2 protein-coding genes are annotated in these 3,303 nt (G+C 45.1%); both read right to left on the bottom strand.

The window, feature by feature from the left end; all coding sequences use genetic code 11:
- Positions 1 to 598, bottom strand: a 598-nt coding sequence (locus LC574_RS32410; protein ID WP_229457700.1) for a biotin/lipoyl-binding protein, incomplete at its 3' end; no start/stop codon positions are given.
- 148 nt (positions 599 to 746) lie between these two features.
- Positions 747 to 2,963, bottom strand: coding sequence for a peptidase domain-containing ABC transporter (locus LC574_RS32405; protein WP_229457699.1), 2,217 nt, complete (start codon positions 2,961 to 2,963; stop codon positions 747 to 749).
- Positions 2,964 to 3,303: the final 340 nt, after the last annotated feature.

The following is a 3,303-nucleotide window of genomic DNA, read 5'->3' as shown; positions in this document are numbered from 1 at the left end:
CGGCTTTGGCTACAGTCTCGTAGCGATTTCGCTTTGATTGGGCTGCTTTAAGACTAGCATCGGCTGCTTTGACATTTGCATTCGCTTCTTCGACATCAGTAGTGGTAGTAATAAGTTTATCTTGATAGTTCCGGTTGCGATCGCTTAATTCAGCTTCAGCACCAGCTATAACCCGGTTGACACGCTCAGTTTCAGCTAAAATCTGGCTATTAATAGCGTTAATCTGGGCATTGATTTGAAAGAGTTGTAAACGACTTTGCCCAATGTTACTTTGCAGTTGGCTCTTTTTGGTTTGTAGCTTCGAGTTGTCAATAGTGGCAATAATATCCCCTTTTTTGACAACTTGATTCTCTGTAATAAAAACCCGCGTCACTTGACCTTCCGTAGCAGCTTGAACCAGCCGCAATTCACCAGCAGGGCGGACAACAGCTTGTCCTTTAACTGTCACTTTATATTTGGTAACAGAGGCGAGTGGAACGCCTAACCCCACAGCACAGACAAGAACTAGTCCGCCCAAAGTAGTCCAACGACCAAGTGGCGGGAGAAACTCGTTGTCTTGAATTGGGGGCAAGTAGTCTGAGTTGGAATGGCTAATCATACTGTTTTAAGCTGTTACGCAAATAAAATTGGATATTTACTCGTGAGGGTTGTCATTAGTCATTAGTCATTTGTCATTTGTCATTAGTCATTTGTATTTCAAAGGACAATATTAACGATTGCAATGTACAATCTAGACGCGCATCAGTTTATTTACTGATTGCGCTGAATTTACCGTTAGAGTTAGAAGAGAATGGCACTAAACCATTTGTAAATGGATCAACGCCGTCTAAAAAGTCTAAGTGTTCGCCAGGTTGATGGCGCAGAGCCTCTGGAGTCCCTTGGATTTTTAAACGTCCTTCTTCCAGCAGTACAATCCAATCAGCCCGCCCGATGACTTTGGGGCGATGGCTAATCATAATTGTGGTTTTGCCCTGCCGATGAGACAGCAGTCTATCTAGCAGTTTGGCTTCACTTACTGGGTCGAGAGCGCCAGTGGATTCATCTAAAATTAATATCGGTGGGTCAGTAATTATAGCTCTAGCGATCGCTAATCTTTGTCGTTGTCCACCAGAAAGATTCGCGCCAAATTCGCCTAAAACAGTTTGATACTTATCGGGCAGTTTACTAATAAACTCATCTGCACCAGCAATCTCGCAAGCTTGCACAATTTGTTCAAAGGCGATTTGAGGATAGCTGAAGCGGAAGTTTTCAATAATTGAGCGACTCCAGAAGTGAGGTTCTTGAGGTACTAGCACCACCTGTTGCCGCAGACATTCCATCGAGAGGTCTTGCTGATTATAGATGCCATAGCGGATATTGCCAGATTGGAGGACATATAAACCAGCAAGTAGTTTGGCCAAGGTGCTTTTACCACAACCAGATTTACCAATCAAGCCAATGACTTGACCGCCAGGGATAATCAGCGAAAAATCTTGCAGCAAGTCAACTCTACCTGCATGGTGGAAATTAAGGTTGGTGCAAGTAATATCTACATTGCCCTTAAGTTCTGCCCAAGGCTTTTTCTCGTCTTTGTCGTCTTCTGGGGTAGCATCAATCACCTCCGTCAGGCGTTGGATGACAATCTGGGCAGTGATAAACTCATCAACTAAGCCGATGACTGAACCCAAAAAGCCGAGAAAGTTACCATTCATACCACTAAACGCTAGCAACTGACCGATGCTCAAAGTGCGATTAATTACTAGATACGAGCCTAACCACAGTAAGGCAATATTAGTGCAAGTGGAAAAAATATTAGTAATTGTGCCACTGTAAAGCCCCAGCTTCATCGTACTCCAGCCCAAGTTAGCAAGCCGACCATAATTTGCCTGATACTCTTGCCAAGCTTGGGGAGTGGCTTGGGTAGTTTTTAGCACTTGGACACCGCGAAAAGTTTCAACGAGAAAGCCTTGGTTTTCTGTACCCAACACGATCGCATTACGGGTTTTCTGGCGCAAAGCTGGGAGAAAAAGCAGGTTGACAAGGGTGACAAGAATAAAGGCAGCCAGGGAAGCCAAAGTCAGCCCCCAACTGTAAAAGAGCATGAAGCCCAAGGAAACCAAGGCGATAAAAAATTGGCTGGGTAAACCAAGGACAATTTGGGAAACTAGCTCGTTGATGTGATCCACATCGGCAATCCGGCTAACTACTTCCCCACTGCGCCGTCCTTCAAAGTACGAGAGGGGCAAACGCAACAGTTGTCGCCCGTATTCTAGAATCAGTCCTAATTGCAGTCGTTGACCAAAGTGACCAATTAAGTGAGATTGGACTAAACCGATCGCACTGCTAAATAGACTCATAGCGATCGCCCCAATTGCCACGACAGTTAGCAGTTGGGTATCTCCCCGCACTAGCACGTCATCGGTGAGCAGTTGCATCATTAAGGGAGAGACAAGGGAAAGTAGTCCGATGACGATGTTAATTGCGATCGCTTGAATCAGAATAGCGCGATAGGGCAAAACCCGCATCAGATAACGCCCAAAGCCGCCAATTTTATCATCTGATTGCTGATAAAAGTGGCTGTCGTCTGGCGTTAGCAGCAGCATGATGCCATTACCCCACCCTTCTAGCAACTCCTCGCGGGTGAGATAGCGGATGCCTACACCAGGGTCAGCAATTACATATTTTTTCCCCTTTTGCCCGTATAAAACGACCCAGTGGTAGCCTTTCCAGTGAATGATGGCGGGTAGAGGGGCTTTATGCAATTGGTCAAGCAGTTGCACCGAGGCTTTGACTTGACGCGTATTAAATCCTAGAGTTTCTGCACCCCGCCTCAAACCCAGCAGGCTGGTTCCCCGCGATCCTGTACCAACTACTTCCCGCATTCGACTAATGGCAAAAGTTCGTCCGTAGTGTTTGGCAACGATGGCAATGCAGGCAGCACCGCAGTCTTCTTCACTATGTTGTAGAACAATCTGGTATTTCATCTTCAAGATTTATGCAGCAGAGAAAGATCGGTCAGGGCTTTCGCCCCGACCGGTCTGGTTTTCAGTGTATTAAAGATTGTGTTGCAAAAATTTTCAAAAACCCTATATGTAATGAAGTTACAAACTGTCGTCTTACTACAAATGGTGTTTAAAATTTTTTTGTAACACAACCTGACCGCCTGACCTAACTCAAAAATGAGTAGTAGAAATGACCGCTTTAACTAAATTCCTCAATGCAGAAGTCGGACGAGACTAACGACGAAAAGCTAAAACCATCCTGCTAAAAGGTTATCGGTCCCGATACTCTGTGGGCTAAATTAATCCCGTCAATTGAAAAATT

Origin of the sequence: Nostoc sp. CHAB 5715 (genome assembly GCF_020829685.1) — a bacterium.
Taxonomy (GTDB): domain Bacteria; phylum Cyanobacteriota; class Cyanobacteriia; order Cyanobacteriales; family Nostocaceae; genus Nostoc.
This window is presented reverse-complemented; position numbering and strand designations above follow the sequence as displayed.

Excerpts from the sequence above, each read along its gene's own strand:
- LC574_RS32405 (WP_229457699.1), bottom strand. The coding sequence starts at position 2,963 with ATGAAATACCAGATTGTTCTACAACATAGTGAAGAAGACTGCGGTGCT.